The sequence below is a fragment of the Bacillus sp. ISL-34 genome (genome assembly GCF_018613325.1).
Classification (GTDB): Bacteria; Bacillota; Bacilli; order Bacillales; family DSM-1321; genus Peribacillus.
Window position 1 is genome coordinate 26323 of record NZ_JAGGQJ010000002.1, and the last position, 17475, is coordinate 43797.

A 17475-nucleotide genomic window follows, 5' to 3' on the forward strand; every position below is an offset into this window, starting at 1 on the left:
CCATTTCAATTAAGAATGGAGGCTTTCGTTTTTATTTTGAAGTACGGCAGAGTGCAATAATCTCGGCTGAAGATTATACTGAATTGAACTCCCCCCACTTATCGACCTTACACTCTGATTGAAGTGGGGGATTCCTAAGAACATTAGCCTATCGGCCAATTTTTAATTAGGCTATCCCGTAGTTCCTACGGTTAGAATCCTTATGGCTTCATTCATTAGATTGAGTCCTGCGTTAATATCTCGATCGTGGTGAGTAGAACAAGAAGGACAATCCCATTCACGAAGATTCAGATGTTTAACGCCTTTATTTTGGTACCCGCAGTTAGAACACAATAGGCTAGAAGCAAACGTTTTAGATACGGTCACGATTTGTTTACCATACCATTTTGCTTTGTATTCCAACATTTTTTTGAATTGGTACCAAGATACTTCACTAATCGCTTTAGCTAGTTTGTAATTTTTCATCATATTCGACACTTGCAAGTCTTCCATTCCAATAACATCGTGGTTTTTAATGATTTCGGTAGAGACTTTATGTAAGTAATCCATTCGGGCATTTGAAATTTTTTCGTGTAGGATGGCCACTTTTCGTTTTTGTTTTTGATAGTTTTTGGCTTCAGCCAATGGTTTCTTTTGAATCAAGGCTATTTCTTGTCGCCTTGAAAGAATTCGTTGTGCTTTGGCCAATTTCTTTTCGACCGTCCGGAAGAATTTTGGGTTTTAATAGACCGTACCATCTGAAAGAATCGCAAAGTTCTTCAAACCAAGATCTACACCGCACGAACGATTCGTTTTAGGAAGTACTGGTACATTGGTTTCCGCTAAAACGGAAATGGAATATTTACCCAAAGGGTTACGCCTGATTGTGGCATTGATGATTCGCCCTTCGACTTGCCGGCTTTTAGCAAAACGAACGAAACCGAGTTTGGTCAATTTGATTTTGTTTCCAATCATTTCGATATTTCCATTCGTATGTTTAGTCGTGTAGGACTGGACCGGATTCTTTTTCGATTTGAAGCGTGTTGACTTGTTTTGCTTTTTATAATATCGACTATAGGAATCTGCTAGATTTTCCACCGATTTCTGTAAGGCAATACTGTCTACTTCTTTCAGGAAAGAATACTCGTTCTTTAAAGCTGGAAGTTCTTTGATTGTTGCGTATTTATTCAGAAAAGAACCTTTCCATTCATTAGAGGGGAATTGGCCGTTTTGCTTCATTTCTTCACAGATATATCAGTAGGCATCTTTCTCCTTTTGTTTGCATAAAAAGAAGTTATAGACAAAACGGGAGCAGCCGATCGTTTTATTGATGAGAACTAGTTGGGTGTTCTTGCCCATCCCCCCGAAAAGGTGGAATAAGGAGTACTTCACTGAAAGATTAGGGAAGTACTCCTTAAACAGTGCTTACTCTGTTTCTGATATTACGTTTAATTGAGCTAATTCTTGAATGATTGCATCCATGTCAACAGACTCTTGTTGTATATTAAACTCGTATCTTCCATAGAAGTTAATATGTTGCCATGCAACTGGAGATATTTGTTTCATAACATCTGAATCTAGCCCCTTTTTTTCTCTGTAAGCCAACAAATTAGATAAAATACTAGCATTGTAATAAATAATGCAATTAGAGAGTAAGCGAATGCATTCGCCCCAGACATGTTGATCATTTTCATTTTTAAAACGTAACTTTCCAAAATTAGCAAAGGATACTGCTTTGCGTAATTTATGATAACTTTCCCCCCGATTTAATGCCTTTTGCACATTGCGACGTAAAGGGTTGGAATCAATGTAATTCAGAAAATATAGACTCCTTATGATGTTATCGTACTCCCATAAAGCACGTTTGGTTTTGTTCTTCCGTGCATAAGCACTCAGCTTACCAATTATAATGCTCTGTGTGGTTGTTTTAACTGCAAGGGATAGCATAATTCGTTGAATATTTTCCCATTCTTCTATAATGAGATTCGTATTAATCTTTCGAACTGGCTTGATCAGTTTATCTCCATATTGGCTTGGATGTTTAAATCCGTAAAGAGATTTGTTAACTTTATCGTGAATATCCTTGTAGCGAGGCGCAAACTGATAACCAAAAAAGTGAAGAATAGCAAAATTAACCTCATTGGTTCCGTGTGTATCCGTGGAATGCATATCAGGCTGAATATCCGTTGTGTTGTTGAATAGAATATCAAACACATAATGACTTTCATGCTCATTGGCCCCAATAATTCGAGCATTAACAGGGATATGGTTAGCTACCATTGTGTAGGAAACAATTTCTTTACCAAAACCAAAGTATTTAGGTGAATGACGAGAATTAATGGTATTGATTCGGGTCTCAATTTTCTGCCCGTCACTACTAGAATGAATCGTCTCACCAATGTCATAATGTTTAAAAATTGGGAGTTTGGCTATGGCATTACTGATAAAATCATTCGCTTCTTTTAAAGTCTCCAGACGAATAAAGTTATCAGATGTGGCAGCCAGTAACGGATAGCTAATATCTGAAATTTCTCCCATTCTACCTAAGCCCATGTTGGTTCCCCAAGCGATCAGACAGGCAACAAGAATTCGATTGTCTTTATTCTGTTTGGCATAACGCCCCAGAATGTGCTCAAATGAGTCAAGAAATTGACAGTGTTGTTGAACAAAATGCAAGACACTTCTAATGTCTATTTGCCTTAATGTATCATAGAATGAGTGATTAATGGACTCTGTATCCCGAGTATAAGGTAATGTCCATCGGGTATGTGAACCCCGTTTTTTGATTTGAAGATGTTCATTTTCCCCTGATGAAATGCTTCGGTTAACCTCATTAATTCGTTCTTCTAATTTTCTCTCAAGCTCCACTAAATGACTATGAATGGGTTGAGTGAAAATCATCAGACCAGTATCAGCGATTAACGTTTCTTTCTGTTGCCATTGACAATCATTGATCAGATCATCCTCAAAACTTCGAAATCGGATACTGTCACGACAAAAAATATCACCTGCTTCCAAACGGTTGCGCAGAAGGCGATAGACTAAAAATTCATAGCGATCAGCTAAAATTGTTTTTTGTTCATAGATATAACGCTTCACACCATCGGGTATGAAACCATCTGGTAAGTGTGCTGAACGGTATTGTCCTAGCGCTTTATTCTTATTAAAAGCCGTCTTCATAAAATTAACTGCTTTAATTAATGGATCATTAGGTGAAGGAGCTGCGAAATCAACCTGCAAAAATATGGGTCTTAAATAACGTTTAAATCGGCGTGCTTGCTGATCAATCTGTTCCCATTGGAAGGCAGTTTCATCATATTTTATATTTGTAGTGATCTGATTCGCTATGGATTCCAGTTTTTGACGTTCCAGAATAGTAAATGCACGACCTTGAATATCCTTAAAGGGAGTATCGGCAGGAATATGATCATCAGTGAATATTTTGAGAAGTTCCCCTGCTTTTTTCATGTCTTGATTACTCTCTGTATAGCACTCATAAACTCGTTCTTTCGCTGCTAATTTAGCTTCATCTGTATAACCTCTTACGCTATAAATGAAGGTGTTGATCAGATTGTCATGCATCCGTTGATAACGATGGGATACAAAACATAATAAATAAACATAAACAATCCACACATTTAGACGTTTGAGCTTGTAGACAGAGTAGTAACTGACTAATGAAGCATAGTACTTGATGCTTTCGTTAGAAATACCTAACATTGGTAACAGTTCTTGAGCAAGGTGATACAAATGCTGTATTTGTTTACCACGATTCATTTCAAGCTTTATTTCAGTGGCTCTAAAGTCTTTCGGTTCGTGTTTCAGTAGTGTAATTTCATACAGCCCTGAAGAGTCTTCAAGTAATCGATCTAAGGATTCAATATCAGTCTGTTTAAGATAATCCTGCATCAATGTGATTAATCGGTTTTGCTCATGGATTATTGCCTGTCCTATCATATCTTGTATAAAACTATAGCCGGGAACAACAATACAGTTTTCAGACAAATAATTCATGAGTTCTCGAAAGATATAAATGGGCTTACCACAAAACGCTGCAGCTTTTTGAGCTTTTTCCTCCATCTTACGCCGTTCTTCGGCACCGCAACTACGGTAGTTAAATAATTTAAGAATCAATTGTTGTTGTTTTAACCTAGTAAACTTATCAATTGAACTCAAGTCATCAATCTTACTATTGTTGAAATGTTCCTTTAGAACATGCTGAAGATCCTCTTCTACCTCATGGAAGTCAAATGTTAAAAATAGTTGTTTAGCTTTGAAATAGCCAAGTTGTAGAACGAAATAAGCCTTAGATTTTATAGAACGCAATGTGTGTAGCAACTCTTTCTCTGGCTGTGAGAGAGAAAAATAAGAACAGCGATCTTCGTATGTGAAGCTTGGTCGATCATAAATAATCTTTATTTCATCCTCACTAAGAATCTTCAACCGTTTTTGGCTAGTTATATTTTTTCCATATTCATTTACCCTTTCCATATGGGGATGTGAGCAATTCAGGGAATGAACTACATCTGAAAAATTCCCCAATAAAATAAGGAGCTTCAAAAATCAAGGGAGCATTCCAATCTCAAATTCCCTGATTACCTTATAAAATGAGTTCTTTTTCAGCCTAAGTAACTTCATGAATTCTACACCTGTGATATCTTTGTTTTTCCATTTCGGATAGTGAGAGTTTAATAGTTGGCGCTGTTCATGGGAAAGTGTCTGTAAATTGAGCTTAGGTCGTCCTAAATGCCTACCTTGAGATTTGGCCAGCGCTATGCCTTCGGCTTGGCGTTGTTTAATTTTCTTTCGCTCTTGTTCAGCCACATAAGACAGCAGACTTAGAAACTGATCTTCCATCAGTTTGCCAATATCGCCCATCTCCCTATATTTTCGACTATCAAACAACGTTTCGTTTTCCAACACTACAATATCTGCTTGAATGTTTCTTGTAATGTGTTTCCATTCATGGATAATCCCCTCGTAATCCCTCCCTAAGCGATCTAGAGCATCCAGATAAAGAAGATCCCCTTTTCGCAGGATACGCTTCATCGTCTGGTAGCTGGGGCGATTGAAATCTTTTCCACTTTGTTTATCAACAAAGATCATTCGTACCTCGATGCCTAGAGCAAACATTTTTTTGATTTGACGTTCTTCATTCTGATCTGTAGATGAAACACGAACATAACCGATCTTCACCATGAACTTCCTCCAGAAGATTTATTTTCATCTACTATTTTACTTTATTTCGTTTCCAAAGGTATATTGAATTTAATAAACGTTTGTAAAATGATTTTCATACATTTTCAAACGCATGAATTAGACTTTATCATACGGATTTTAAAGGTACACCTTTATAAACGAAAAAAGATCCTAAGAATTGAGTGTTGAATAGCAATAAAGTTGTTCCGCAAACAGGCCATTTAACGGGTGCGAAATGTTCCTAGCTTAAATGAAATGAGGTCACACATTTTCAGTAAAGGTCAGGCAGTTTTAGATTTCTAAAACTGATGGGTTGTGTCGAGGAGTCGGATGAGGAGGTAACTTTTTGTTTTGGGGTAGAAATAGGGGAGGATTGGGGAAGGTCATGACTCAATTAAGTCATGACCTTCTTTACGAATTCCTTTATGCAATAAAACATTGGTAAAAAACAAATTCCTTATAGTTTCCTTATTTTTGTTTTTTATAATTACCTAAGAAAAGATAAAGAAGGAGCTTGATAATAATGACAAATTATATATTAACGACGAGACATTTAGAAAAAAAATTCACAAATGAAACAGCCTTATCGGATATAAATTTGCACGTAGGTTATGGAGAAATATATGGTCTTTTAGGATTAAATGGAGCCGGTAAATCAACGTTAATGAAAATTATTTGTGGTATCTTCAACAAAACAAAAGGGGAGATCATGTTTGAAGGGGATCAATGGAAAAGGAGTGATTTAAAAAAAATAGGATCTTTGATAGAAGGTCCTGCAATTTATGGAAACTTAAGTGCTTATGATAATTTGAAACTTTTTTGTTTGCAGGAAAGCATCCCTTTTGAAGAAATTAATCAGGTGTTAAATAAGGTGAACCTAACCAATACAGGAAAGAAAAAGTCAAAGGAATTTTCATTGGGAATGAAACAAAGATTAGGAATTGCTATGGCATTAATAAAGAGACCCAAGTTTTTGGTGTTGGATGAACCGGCGAATGGATTAGATCCAGCAGGCATAAGGGAATTAAGGCAACTGTTGAATGATTTAAAGAGTGAAGGCATCACAACCATGATTTCTAGTCATATCTTGAATGAGATTCAGATATTATCGGATACTATCGGCATTATTCATAATGGAAAACTAGAATATGAAAATAAAATCGATCCTAGAGAAAACCTTGAGGAATTATTCTTTAAAATCACGTCTGGTAATAGAAAGGATGTATAAGCATGACTACTTTTATTAAAGCTGAATTGCTGAAAATGAAATCATCTTTATCTAAGAATTTATTATTAGCGATGCCAGTCCTCTTTTTGCTTTTTGCTGTCTTTTCAAGTATTTATGCTGAACAACAGCCGAACACAAATATATTTTTGACAATTATTTATAATCTTTGGCCCGTATTCTTTTTACCAATAGGGTTGGCTATGGCGTGTGGTATTAATATCAATTTAGAAAAAAGAAGTGGCAATTATAAAGGCGCATTATCGAATAATATACCTTTACCCAAACTGTTGTTTTCAAAAATTATTTCAATGGTGATTTATCAATGTATTTCATCGGTATTAGTGATCATAGTGGCTATAGTGGGTTCGTTACTGATTAACAAGGAATTGCCGATTATACCGCAAATAATTTTTGCGACAGCATTAATAACGATTGCCTCATTACCATTAATACCTTTTTCTTTAACATTAGGTCAGTATGTCGGTGCCATTATAACAACTTTAATAAGTCTTGTTGGTTCAATTGGATCTGTGTTTATTGCTTTAAAGTCTTACTTCTGGATTCTTCCATGGGGAAGTATGTTAAGGGTTCCTGCAGAGACAATGGGGATCCATCCCAACGGGACACCAATGGAAAATTTCGATCTAGTACCAGATTTTTATACCTTAGCCATCGCCATGATTGTTAGCATTATTTATTTTGTCGTTTTATCTTGGTTCTCAATATTGCTCTTTAAAAGGAAAAGATCTGTATGAGTTATTATAAAGTAATGTTATATAAAATGGCGAAATCTTATTGGTTTCTTATAATGGCGCTGGCTCCAATTCTATATGATATTTGTGCATTTTTATATCTAAAGAGGTATGATAACTCAGCAAGCATATTCCACGGCTACACAGTCTACTTTAATTGCGCCATACCATTTGGAATCTCATTAATGATAAGTCTATATATTAAATACGAGGAACAGATAGGGCATTTTAATCATTTACTACAATTGTCGGATAGGAAAAAGTGGAGTATGGATCTAATTCTCATTAGTGTCGTATCTATTATGGGAAGTGCTTTAATTAGTTGCGTTCCACTATGGTTACTTATAGGCAATCGATTTCTAGGTAACATATTGTTATACTTCATTTTAACCACTATTTTTTCATTGACTGTGGTCCTTATCTTATGGTTTATTGCATTAAAAATAAATACAAATGTTTGTCTCGGTATAGGCGTCTTTTTTAGTATATTTCTTATCTATTTTGGTGCGAACAGTTTAGGCGATTCTATATGGCAGTACATCCCTCTTTTATACGGGACAAGATATTTATATTGGTTGACGACGAATCATTATGAAGTAACATCTATTGTGGCTAGCCTATATGTTATTGTCAATGCCATTTTATTAGGAGCGTTTATGCTTTGGTTTAATAAATGGGAAGGAAGAACAATTAATGAATAAACGTATATTGATTGCAGAAGATGAGGAAGATATGCGGAAAATACTTTCTCTTCATTTAAATTCAAAGGGCTATGAAGTTTTAGAAGCAAAGGATGGCATTGAAGCAGTTGACAGGGCAAAACAAAATATAGATTTAATTTTGCTAGATATCATGATGCCGGGAATGGATGGTTTGCAAGTGTGCAAGAAAATTCGTAGTCAAGTGGCTTGTCCAATAATATTTATTAGTGCTGCTTCAAATGACATGAATAAGATGAAAGCTTTTTCTTTGGGTGGAGATGACTTTATATCAAAACCCTTTTCTCTAAAGGAATTAATGTATAAAATTGAAGCTTTATTTAAAATGAAGGAACGCCTTTTGCAAAATTATGAAGAAAATAAGAGGCAAAGAATGATCATTGATGACTTACTTGTTGATATTTCATCACGAGAAATGATGTATAACAAACAGGTTATACCATTTACGAAAAAGGAATTTGACTTGCTCGTATTATTACTTTCGTCACCGAAACAAATTTTCACCAAAGATCAAATATACGAAAGCATTAGTGGGATTGATGGACAGGGCGATGCAAATTCTGTAGTGGAGCACATTAAAAATGTCCGGAGTAAATTGTCCTCTGCAGGTTTTCCTGACAATCACCTTCAAACCGTTTGGGGAATTGGGTACCAATGGAACAATCGATAATTAAAGATATAAGAAGGTTATATACAAAGAGTATACTATGGACCATTATAATGACTGTGATCACAGTCATTATTTCGCTTTTAGTCATTTTTGGAACCATTGAAAGACCAGCAAATTATAACGAAAAACTGATTCAAAAACAGAGCGAAATCATGAAGAATCATCCATCGAAATATATGAAGCCGTCTGAGTTCAATAAGATGAAAAGATATCTCGAAAAGAACGATGTCATCCTAAACAAATATAGCCCTAGTGGGAAACTCATTGATGGCAGTGAGTTTAGTGGTTTATTTCAGGGGAAAAATGTTATTGATATGTTTAATCAAATCCACTTTTATAAAGGTTATTATCATTTAGTGCAACCTGTGGTTATAAATCATCAAATCAAGGAAATATGGGTTTATTCTTATCAGATAAAAAGTCGAAATACAGTCCCACGTTATATTATTTTTGGTTTTACAGCTTTATCTTTTGTTTCACCGATTGTTTATTTTATATTATTTTCGAGATACTTTATCAATAAGCTCTATCGATCCATAAAGGAACCGTTGGAAGAATTATTAAATGCCTCAAACATGATTCGAACAAAAGACTTGGAATTCAGTCTGAGTTACAACAGCAATAATGAAATTGGTCAATTAACCCAGTCTTTTGGGCAAATGCAAAGAGAATTAAAAAAGTCTTTATATGAAAATTGGAGAAAAGACTCAGAATGGGCAGTCATGATGTCAAGTTTGTCACATGATTTAAAAACGCCTGCGACACTCATTGCGTTAAGTACGGAAATACTGAATGAGGTAGATGAGCTAACACCCAATCAGCAATCACAGGTAGACATCATAAATAGAAATATCACGAAGGTAAATAACATATTAAAAAGCATGGGTCATGCAAGTAATGTAAAGGATCCAACCTTGATTGACAATGTGATGTCCATTAATGAATTAATCCAAGGTTTAGAAAGTGACATTATTCCTTTAATAGAGAAGAAGAATATTCAATATAAGCATGATTTAAGAGTAAATCAAGACCTAAGAATCCCCTATTTAAAAGTTAATCGAATCTTAGAGAATCTATTTGCAAATGCCATTCAATATACACCTGAAAATGGAGAAATCCGTTTTTTTATCGAGGAAAAGAACAATCATATTCACTTTGCAGTTGAGGATTCTGGATCGGGAGTAAAAAGGGAAAATCGAGATTTGGTGTTTTCTAAACACTTTAGGGAAGATAGGTCAAGGTCCAATTCGTTGGGTAACGCTGGATTAGGTCTGTTTATTGTTAAAAACCTTGTTGAAGAATTAAACGGAAGCATAGAGATCGTAGATCCCTTAGTGTTGTCGGGAACACGTATTGAATTTGATATTCCACAATTGCGCTTTTCTTGAATAAGGAAGCGCCCATTCTCTATTTAACGGGGATTTGTTTTTCGGAAAATCCCTTAATCCACCTTTTCGAGGGGATGGGCAAAAACACCCTAGTTGTTCCTTCGTTGGATAGATTCGAAATTTATAAGTTTTTACAACCATTGGTTTCACCCCCTTATAGTTATTATTAATCAGGGAACGTATGTTTGCCAAAAGATTACTTTGGCTTATGCCAACCGCCATTCATCTCCCCCTTCACACGCTTGAAAAGTGAGTCTTCTGGAGGGAAATGATAAAAGGTTTTACTGCTTTTGGGAATGAATAAGTATATAAAGTTAATAATTTAGTACGCTTTTAACTAAACATTTTAAAGGATGTAGCTTATGGAATGGAAAACTGACAGAAAATCCAAGAAGCCTTTATATAAACAAATAGCTGCTTACATCGAGAGTGGCATTGCTGATGGAACATTTTTATTGGATAAGCCGCTACCGTCCGAACGCTTCTTGGCAAGTGAACTGGGAGTTAACAGAAGCACAGTTGTTGCCGCTTATGATGAATTGGAAGCAAATGGACTGGTTGAACGAATAAAAGGTAGCGGAACGATGATCAGCAAGGATATCTGGGGAATTACACGAAAACGTATACCTAGTTGGAATAGATATATCGAAGCGGGTTCCTTTTTGCCCAATATGCCAGTAACCCAAAGAATACGTAAAGAGACGGAAGGGCATAACCTTTTTAACTTTGCTAGTGGGGAGCTTTCAGAAGACTTATTTCCAGTCCAATCCTTACGTGAAATCATTTCTAATAGGTCCTTCATTGGTAGTTTGGGTTATGATCACCCTCAAGGCAATGCGGTTTTGAGGGAAACGATAACCAATCATGTTAAACGTTATAGGAGAATTGATACGCATCCATCTTCCATACTCATTACTTCTGGTGCACAGCAAGCCCTACATCTGGTGGTCCAATGCTTGTTAAAGCCAGGAGATGCCGTTGTTTTGGAAGATCCATCATATAGTTACAACCTTCCCATCTTTCAATCCGCGGGGCTAAGAATTCTTCCTTTACCAGTTGATAAAGATGGCATCAACCCGGAGGATTTACTTGAACTCCATAAAAAACATCGGATCAGGATGATTTTTTTGAACCCTGTATTTCAAAATCCTACAGGAACTGTGCTTCATATCAACCGTCGCAAACGGATTCTGGAACTTTCCTCCGAATATGGAATACCGATCATAGAAGACGATCCTTATAGTTTAACTTCCTTTGCCGGTGAAGAAATTTCCACTCTTAAATCGATGGACAACAACGGAAATGTTTTATATATAAGCTCGTTGTCAAAAATTGTTGCTTCCGGATTAAGGATTGGGTGGATTATAGGACCGAAACCAGTTATAGAGAGACTGTCTGATGCTAAGCAGCAGGTTGACTTCGGCCATGGCTCATTCACTCAATGGATAGCAAATGATTTTTTGGATTCAGAGTATTTTCCTGCCCATATTGCCTACTTAAGGGGGCAACTGGAAAAAAGAAGGGATGCAATAGTTTCGAGTCTTCAAAAATTCCTGCATAAAGAAGTTGAGTATTATTCGCCAAATGGTGGAATTCATTTGTGGTGTAAGCTGAAAGTGCCATTGAACGAAATAAAGTTACTGGAGGAATCCATCAAAAGGGGAGTCATATACGTTCCCGGTTCAACATTAGGTACAAATAAGGAATATGTACGCTTTACTTTTGCAAGGGAAAATGAGGATTCCATTCACGAAGGCATCAAAAGGTTTGCAGAGGCTGTAAAAAGTTTATAAACATATGCTTTGATATTCACAAGAGAGAATCATGATGAATCCATGATTCCAGACTGTAGACAAAATCGATGAAAATCGAGTTTGTCTACAGTTTTTTTATGGATTGTACAATGTAGACTTTGATTTCCGCTGCAGGCACTCGCTTTCCGCGGGCGGTCCGGGAGCCTCCTGGGGGGTCTCCCCTAGACGCGCTTTTCCCGCAGGAGTCTCGCACCTTCCTCTCCAATCAACTATTTATAAGCTTTAGATAGAAACCATACCCGAGGTGTTGAAGGTGTTGTTTTGAGTCAGTTCAGGAACATCATTTGATCAAAGTTACGTTTTCCGAACCCCTTTTTTGTCTTTTTCGTGGAAGCAAGTTAGGTCTGGGTTGCACAAGACCTGGTAACTTAGCCGTTCCTTCAGAGGCGCTTTGCACTTTGCTATGTATATTAAGAAAAAGATATCAGCAAGTGGATGGTGGAAATTTCACTTGATTGGATGGTCCTAAAATTGGTTGTTCTTTTATTATAGAGAAGTAGGGTTTTCTAATATATTTACGAAAAGCGATCTACCTGGACAATTTAATTTTGATATGCAAATTAGGAACGATTTTTTATGTAGTTACACTACGATATACGATGGAATAATTTGAAATGGTTCAAGTAAATAGATAATAGTATGGGGAGGCGTTGAATCATGACAATAAGTGTAATATTAGTAGTAGCCATTAGTTTAGTTGCCTTGGTTGGCACCCTTTCGTTAGCGGGGAAGAGTGATAGTGATTATTCTGCAGCAACGAGAGGGAATTTGTTCAACCTTAGTTATATTTATATTGGTCTTGCCCTAGTATTAACTGTGTGCATCATCTACTTCGTAATAAAATTAGCCTAACATACCACGTGAATCAAAATGCATAAAAATAAAGGCTTAATTGTATAAAGGTCATGTTTTGTACGAGTGATTTACAAGACATACTCTATTTATGGAAAAATGTGAATTTATTCACAAATTTGACGAAAATATGAACGGAAAGATTCTGATAGATACCTTAAAAAAATTACCTTTGTAAGCTGAGTGAACAATCAAATGAAGCTTTTGACATTTGATAAAAAATTTATAGCGGAGATGATCAAATATGACATTGCCTGTATTGATTTTGACAATTATCTTAAGTTTGCTTAAATTATTAGTTACCTGTCTTCCAACCGATGCAGTGAATTGGATTCTGAGTAAATTTAAAATACATTCAGAAATCAGTGACGCGAATGCAATCGTAACCTTTGATGGAAAACGTTTGGAAGGTGAAGACAAAATTCAAGTAATTAATTATTTTAACGAAGCTAGGTTTTTGAAAAAAAATCATATATTCCCAGGGAACGAGAAATTGTTTTTACACCCAGAGAACAGTGGGACTCAAATAATAATTGATACTAAAAGAGGAAAAAACGATGTTAGATTATATGTGTACATTTACAATGATCACGTGGATGTAGTCAAACAATACAAGCATAAAGTAATTGCGTATAGCCTTCTTTCCGAGAGCCTCCAAGAACGTTCCATGCCAGTAATGAGGAATTTAGCTTAATAAGAACAAAAAAAGACGTCATTTAAAGTGAACTGCACCCCAATTGTTAGTAACATCTAACCAATTGGAGATGCAGTTTTTTTTATAAGATGAATAACGAAAATGACTTTCGTTCAGGTTCAGCTAAACAAACAAGCTGATTTTAACGAATCGTCCAAAACTCAGTCGGTCTCGGTTAATACCTTTAAAGTCTTTTCCCTGATGCTTATCCTGTTTTTATAATCTTTAGCAACCAACTCTGTATATATTAAATCAAAAAGTAATAGTAGCGGAAGCAATGGAGAGATGTTTTGTCCCATATGCATGCTGTTTTTGCTCGTGACCAATAGCGATAAATCGCCAAGGTGTGAGAGCTCGGAATTCTTATCTCCAGTAAAGACCAAGATGCGTGAGCCTTGTTTCTTTGCGATTTTAACTGCAGAAATCACTTCTTTCGTAGTTCCGGAAATGGAAATGCCAATGACAACGCTATTCTCGTTACTTAAAGCTGCATCCATCATTGACTGATGGGGATCTGTAATGGCTTCAACAGTTAAGCCGATACGGAAAAACTTGGACTTGAACTCCTGGGCCGCTATACCTGAACTCCCAATTCCATATACATGTATCTTAGTTGCCTGTGTAAGGAAAGATACCGCTTTCTGGATATCGTCATATGTGGTTATATGAAAGGTATTATCAATGATACCTAAGTGATCTTGATACAGTTTAGCGAAATAATCCACCTGCTTGATGTTCTTCATGTTTTTCGGTGTATTTCGGAGGTCCACGAACCTTTTCAACTCATGCCTGAACTCATTGAATCCGGAAAAGGCTAATTTCTGGCAGAAACGCGTAATGGTTGCAGGTGAAATATGAAGCTTTTTAGCTATTTGACTAATGGTTAACTGACTTACTTCTTCAGGGCGCTGCAGAATATAATTGGCCAATTCTTCTTCTGTTTTGGTGAATTTGTCCATGCTGCACTCTATGCCATATATGAGGTTTTCTGCTAGATATTCCATGTGATCACCCATTTCAAATTTCTTATATGTATGTATTCATAGTTTAATGTATCCATTACGGACGTCAATAACCTGAGGAACCATGAATCGTAAAAAAGACCCAAACTGTTGCCAGTCTGGGTCTTTTCATTATTATTTGCCATTCACTATTTTTGGATCGCATCCACGAATCTTTTAGTGATTTGCTGCGGTCTGGTAATGGCACCGCCCACCACTACAGCATGGACATTCATATCCAATACAGAGCGGGCGATTTCTGGTGTTATGACATTTCCTTCAGCGATCACTTTCGCTTTTTTGACTGCTTTTACTATCTCTTTGAGCACAGCATAGTCATCCTGATATATTTTCTGGCCGAGCGTTTCGTCCGTATAGCCATATAAAGTGGGCGCTACAATATCGAACCCTAATTGTTCGGCGAATATGGCTTCCTCTATGGTGGATACATCCGCCATTAGTAAAACATCCGGATATTTTGCTCTTATTTCACCATAAAACTGCTTTAATGTTTTACCGTCCGGTCTTACCCGGGATGTAGCATCCGTCGCAATGATTTCCGCTTTGGTTTCCATCAATGCATCAATTTCGGCCATGGTGGGAGTGATATAGACATCGTTTTGTCCATATACCTGTTTAATGATCCCTATGACTGGAAGGTCCACATTCTTCTTGATTTCCATTATGTCAGCTACAGAGTTTGCGCGAATGCACTTTGCACCGCCTTCTTTGGCAGCAATGGCCATGCGTCCCATAATAAAAGAGCTGTGGAGCGGCTCATTCTCCAATGCCTGACATGATACAATTAAGCCTTTGTGAATTTTATCCAGCACCTGTTGCATGTTTAACACGTCCTTATCGTTATCTATGTTCTCAATGACCCAAGTATTCTTCCACTTCATTTTTGATGATCGTCACTTGGGGACCGTAAACTATTTGAATGCCATTTCCTTTTTTTACGACGCCTTTTGAACCGGTTTGTTTAATGACGTCCTCTTTCACCAATGATCCATCCTTTACCGTGACACGCAAACGGGTTGCACAGCAATCGACTATATCGATATTTTCCTGTCCGCCTAATCCATTGACGATGGTCTGGGTTCTCTCTGATGCCGTTACTTGTGTAACAGGGACCTGTTCATCATCTTCACGGCCAACCACTTTTAAATTCTTCTTCCTGATCAAGAATTTAAATGTGAAGTAGTATAGGAAAAACCATGGAATGCCGACGAGCAGTACATAAACCCAGTTTGTTTTACTGATACCCTGGAGTATCCCGAATAAAGTAAAATCAATAAATCCTCCAGAAAAGGTTTGACCGATCGTTATATTGAATATATCTGCCATCATGAAGGCAAGTCCGTCAAACAAGGCATGAAAAACATAAAGGATCGGGGCGACAAATAAGAAACTGAATTCAAGCGGTTCGGTGATCCCTGTCAAGAAAGATGTTAAGGCTGCTGAAAGAAGCAAACCGGCCACGACTTTCTTATTTTTAGGTTTAGCGCAGTGATAAATGGCCAGTGCCGCGCCAGGTAAACCAAACATCATCGTGATGAACCGTCCGGACATGAACCGGGAAACACCCTCATAGTACTTGACGGTTGTCGGATCGGCCAATTGCGCAAAGAAGATATTCTGGGTCCCGCTTACAATCTGCCCTTTAATCTCCATCGTTCCGCCTAAAGCTGTTTGCCAGAAGGGAAGGTAGAAAATATGGTGCAGCCCTAACGGCCCGAGCATCCGTAATATGAATCCGTAAAAGAAAGTCCCGATCGTACCTGTGCTCGTTACCAGCGCACCTAATTGGTTTATGAAAAGCTGGAAATAAGGCCATACGATAAAAAGCGCGGCTCCAACCAAGATGGATGCGAAGGAAACGATGATGGGAATGAAACGTGAACCCCCGAAAAACCCTAACACTTGCGGAAGCTGAATTTTATTATATTTATTGTGCAAAAGTGCGGCAACGATCCCTACTACGATACCGCCGAACACACCGGTCTCCAGTGTTTGGATCCCGACCGCCATTCCCTGTCCGGCACCTGCCAAATTCTCTTTGGCAAGTTCCCCGTTTATTTGAAGCAGTGCATTTATTGAACTGTTCATGACGAAATAGCCGATCATGGCTGCCAGTGCAGCGGTCCCTTTATCCGAACGTGCCAATCCTACTGCAACACCTACGGCAAAAATGACCGGCAAGTTGCCGAATACGATGCTTCCTGCAGAACTCATGATCGTGAAAATGGCCTGCAGCCAAGCAAAGTCTAAAAAAGGATAGGCCTCAACTGTATTTGGATTGGAAAGAGCACCGCCAATTCCCAGCAATAAACCGGCCGCTGGCAAAACGGCAATCGGGAGCATAAAAGATTTACCGAACTGCTGCGCTTTCTCGAAAGCTTTCTTCATAATGATTCCTCCCTTATTTAACGAGCCTTTGATACTCTTTATTTTTTATCGCTCTACGCTCTATACTAGCTATATTAAATCCATTTGAGAGCGTTTTCAATGCGATGCAAGGTTATATCAACTGTTTTCAATCTTGTGCTTATTTCTCTGAAAAAGTTTTCATTAATAGAAGGTGCTGGAATGAATAAAAAGTTATATGAATATATTGAAATCTTTATTGCTTATTTTTATAATTCGTGTATTGGTGAGTAAATGTACTATTTAATAAGAAAAAACATTTTTTTTATCCAAAATCCGAATATTATCTTGTGCAATCAAGAAAAAGTATATATAATTACCTCAAACGATAGTTTGGCAGGTGATAGTCATCTTACCGATAAACGCTAACGAAACAAAGAAATTGCTTTCTCATATGTATAATGAGGTATCGAAGGAATTGTTCGGCTTTGGTACGACGCTGCTGAAGGTTACTGTTGAGCAGAATGTGATTACATTTCAGGCCAAACATCGACGTGCCCCGCGCTCTGAAGCTTTAGAAGGGGAAGTTCCCAGCCTGAAGCAGGAGGTTGACTTTCATATGTCCCTGCTTTATAAAAAGAAACTGAAACAAAAGCTGGAAACGCAAACGAATTGGGATATTGAAGCCGTCCTGAGGGATTATGACTCAGCGACGCAGCTGGCATTCACCAATATTGTATTAAAGGAAAAAATTATATAATCATATAAATGGATTTCCCTTCGGATTTATCTGGAGGGAACGCCACTAGATA

General features: G+C 37.2%; 14 protein-coding genes and 1 pseudogene. 9 read left to right on the forward strand and 6 right to left on the reverse strand.

Features of this window, described 5'->3' with window-relative positions; genetic code table 11:
* Window positions 1-171 precede the first annotated feature (171 nt).
* The 3 genes and pseudogenes from tnpB to J7E52_RS00940 all read right to left on the reverse strand — a co-directional run bounded on the left by tnpB (window position 172) and on the right by J7E52_RS00940 (window position 5175).
* Window positions 172-1338: pseudogene (gene tnpB / locus J7E52_RS00930) on the reverse strand (IS200/IS605 family element RNA-guided endonuclease TnpB).
* A 66-nt stretch (window positions 1339-1404) separates the two neighbouring features.
* Window positions 1405-4440, reverse strand: a complete 3036-nt coding sequence (locus J7E52_RS00935) for a Tn3 family transposase (protein WP_396020227.1) — start codon at window positions 4438-4440, stop codon at window positions 1405-1407.
* A gap of 102 nt (window positions 4441-4542) precedes the next feature.
* The gene (locus J7E52_RS00940) at window positions 4543-5175 is read right to left on the reverse strand and encodes a recombinase family protein (RefSeq protein ID WP_214743554.1); all 633 of its coding nucleotides are present in this window, start codon (window positions 5173-5175) and stop codon (window positions 4543-4545) included.
* Window positions 5176-5701: 526 nt separating this feature from the next.
* Here J7E52_RS00940 and J7E52_RS00945 point away from each other — a divergent pair.
* The 8 genes from J7E52_RS00945 to J7E52_RS00975 all read left to right on the forward strand — a co-directional run bounded on the left by J7E52_RS00945 (window position 5702) and on the right by J7E52_RS00975 (window position 13295).
* A complete protein-coding gene (locus J7E52_RS00945; RefSeq protein ID WP_034313281.1) occupies window positions 5702-6406 on the forward strand; it encodes a lantibiotic protection ABC transporter ATP-binding subunit in 705 nt (234 codons plus the stop codon).
* 2 nt (window positions 6407-6408) lie between these two features.
* Complete coding sequence (locus J7E52_RS00950; RefSeq protein WP_034313279.1) at window positions 6409-7161, forward strand: lantibiotic immunity ABC transporter MutE/EpiE family permease subunit; 753 nt, start codon at window positions 6409-6411, stop codon at window positions 7159-7161.
* A gap of 53 nt (window positions 7162-7214) precedes the next feature.
* A complete protein-coding gene (locus J7E52_RS27335) occupies window positions 7215-7859 on the forward strand; it encodes a BsaG family lantibiotic immunity ABC transporter permease subunit (protein WP_396020228.1) in 645 nt (214 codons plus the stop codon).
* Window positions 7852-8547 (forward strand): response regulator transcription factor, encoded by a 696-nt coding sequence (locus J7E52_RS00955; protein WP_034313274.1) that lies wholly within the window; start codon window positions 7852-7854, stop codon window positions 8545-8547. The genes J7E52_RS27335 and J7E52_RS00955 overlap by 8 nt, the downstream gene beginning before the upstream one ends.
* Window positions 8532-9935, forward strand: a complete 1404-nt coding sequence (locus tag J7E52_RS00960) for a HAMP domain-containing sensor histidine kinase (RefSeq protein ID WP_214743291.1) — start codon at window positions 8532-8534, stop codon at window positions 9933-9935. Before J7E52_RS00955 ends, J7E52_RS00960 begins: the two co-directional genes overlap by 16 nt.
* Before the next feature lie 362 nt (window positions 9936-10297).
* Entirely contained in the window at window positions 10298-11728 is a 1431-nt protein-coding gene (gene pdxR, locus J7E52_RS00965) for a MocR-like pyridoxine biosynthesis transcription factor PdxR (protein WP_214743292.1), read from the forward strand.
* A gap of 678 nt (window positions 11729-12406) precedes the next feature.
* Window positions 12407-12601: a hypothetical protein gene (locus J7E52_RS00970; RefSeq protein WP_214743293.1), complete on the forward strand. Its 195-nt coding sequence runs from the start codon at window positions 12407-12409 to the stop codon at window positions 12599-12601.
* Window positions 12602-12845: 244 nt separating this feature from the next.
* Window positions 12846-13295, forward strand: coding sequence for a YfmQ family protein (locus tag J7E52_RS00975; protein WP_214743294.1), 450 nt, complete (start codon window positions 12846-12848; stop codon window positions 13293-13295).
* Between the two features lie 161 nt (window positions 13296-13456).
* On the opposite strand, the gene J7E52_RS00980 is transcribed toward J7E52_RS00975, so the two are convergent.
* The 3 genes from J7E52_RS00980 to J7E52_RS00990 all read right to left on the reverse strand — a co-directional run bounded on the left by J7E52_RS00980 (window position 13457) and on the right by J7E52_RS00990 (window position 16705).
* Complete coding sequence (locus J7E52_RS00980) at window positions 13457-14299, reverse strand: MurR/RpiR family transcriptional regulator (protein ID WP_214743295.1); 843 nt, start codon at window positions 14297-14299, stop codon at window positions 13457-13459.
* 146 nt (window positions 14300-14445) lie between these two features.
* Entirely contained in the window at window positions 14446-15138 is a 693-nt protein-coding gene (locus tag J7E52_RS00985; protein ID WP_214743296.1) for an N-acetylmannosamine-6-phosphate 2-epimerase, read from the reverse strand.
* A 31-nt stretch (window positions 15139-15169) separates the two neighbouring features.
* Window positions 15170-16705 carry a maltose/glucose-specific PTS transporter subunit IIC gene (locus J7E52_RS00990; protein WP_214743297.1) on the reverse strand — a complete coding sequence of 512 codons (1536 nt, stop codon included), beginning with the start codon at window positions 16703-16705 and terminating at the stop codon, window positions 15170-15172.
* A gap of 367 nt (window positions 16706-17072) precedes the next feature.
* Here J7E52_RS00990 and J7E52_RS00995 point away from each other — a divergent pair, with 367 nt between their 5' ends.
* On the forward strand, window positions 17073-17423 hold the full coding sequence (locus tag J7E52_RS00995) for a DUF2294 domain-containing protein (RefSeq protein ID WP_095679093.1): 351 nt from the start codon (window positions 17073-17075) through the stop codon (window positions 17421-17423).
* Window positions 17424-17475 lie beyond the last annotated feature (52 nt).

Coding starts and splice junctions, on each gene's coding strand:
- J7E52_RS00945 (WP_034313281.1), top strand. CDS start 5,702: ATGACAAATTATATATTAACGACGAGACATTTAGAAAAAAAATTCACA.
- J7E52_RS00950 (WP_034313279.1), top strand. CDS start 6,409: ATGACTACTTTTATTAAAGCTGAATTGCTGAAAATGAAATCATCTTTA.
- J7E52_RS27335 (WP_396020228.1), top strand. CDS start 7,215: ATGGCGCTGGCTCCAATTCTATATGATATTTGTGCATTTTTATATCTA.
- J7E52_RS00955 (WP_034313274.1), top strand. CDS start 7,852: ATGAATAAACGTATATTGATTGCAGAAGATGAGGAAGATATGCGGAAA.
- J7E52_RS00960 (WP_214743291.1), top strand. CDS start 8,532: ATGGAACAATCGATAATTAAAGATATAAGAAGGTTATATACAAAGAGT.
- pdxR (WP_214743292.1), top strand. CDS start 10,298: ATGGAATGGAAAACTGACAGAAAATCCAAGAAGCCTTTATATAAACAA.
- J7E52_RS00970 (WP_214743293.1), top strand. CDS start 12,407: ATGACAATAAGTGTAATATTAGTAGTAGCCATTAGTTTAGTTGCCTTG.
- J7E52_RS00975 (WP_214743294.1), top strand. CDS start 12,846: ATGACATTGCCTGTATTGATTTTGACAATTATCTTAAGTTTGCTTAAA.
- J7E52_RS00980 (WP_214743295.1), bottom strand. CDS start 14,299: ATGGAATATCTAGCAGAAAACCTCATATATGGCATAGAGTGCAGCATG.
- J7E52_RS00985 (WP_214743296.1), bottom strand. CDS start 15,138: ATGCAACAGGTGCTGGATAAAATTCACAAAGGCTTAATTGTATCATGT.
- J7E52_RS00990 (WP_214743297.1), bottom strand. CDS start 16,705: ATGAAGAAAGCTTTCGAGAAAGCGCAGCAGTTCGGTAAATCTTTTATG.